This is a genomic window from Myceligenerans halotolerans (assembly GCF_054782975.1).
Map to the genome: position 1 here is coordinate 1 of NZ_BAAGRL010000071.1, position 643 is coordinate 643.

Annotated in this window: 1 rRNA gene; it reads left to right on the plus strand. The window is 57.2% G+C overall.

From position 1 onward, the window contains the following. A 23S ribosomal RNA gene (locus tag ACYVK5_RS25750) occupies window positions 1–643 on the plus strand; the annotation flags it as partial.

A 643-nucleotide genomic window follows, 5' to 3' on the forward strand; every position in this document is an offset into this window, starting at 1 on the left:
GGTAGCCGCACGTGGCGATGGTAGTCCACGTCCAAGGTCGTAGCCTGTTCCGTAGGCAAATCCGCGGGGCGTGAAGGGTGAGGGCTGATGGTGACCACGTATGTGGGAACGCGGTGATCCTCTGCTGCCAAGAAAAGCCTCGACGCGAGGTTCTAGCCGCCCGTACCCGAAACCGACTCAGGTGGTCAGGTAGAGAATACCAAGGTGATCGAGCGAATCGTGGTCAAGGAACTCGGCAAAATGCCCCCGTAACTTCGGGAGAAGGGGGGCCCGACCCGTCAACCTCACATTGCTGGGGGGAGCGGGGACGGCCGCAGAGACCAGGGAGAAGCGACTGTTTACTAAAAACACAGGTCCGTGCGAAGTCGTAAGACGATGTATACGGACTGACGCCTGCCCGGTGCTGGAAGGTTAAGAGGACGAGTCAAACCCTTTCGGGGTTGAAGCTCAGAATTTAAGCCCCAGTAAACGGCGGTGGTAACTATAACCATCCTAAGGTAGCGAAATTCCTTGTCGGGTAAGTTCCGACCTGCACGAATGGCGTAACGACTTCTCCGCTGTCTCGACCGCGAACTCGGCGAAATTGCACTACGAGTAAAGATGCTCGTTACGCGCAGCAGGACGGAAAGACCCCGGGACCTTT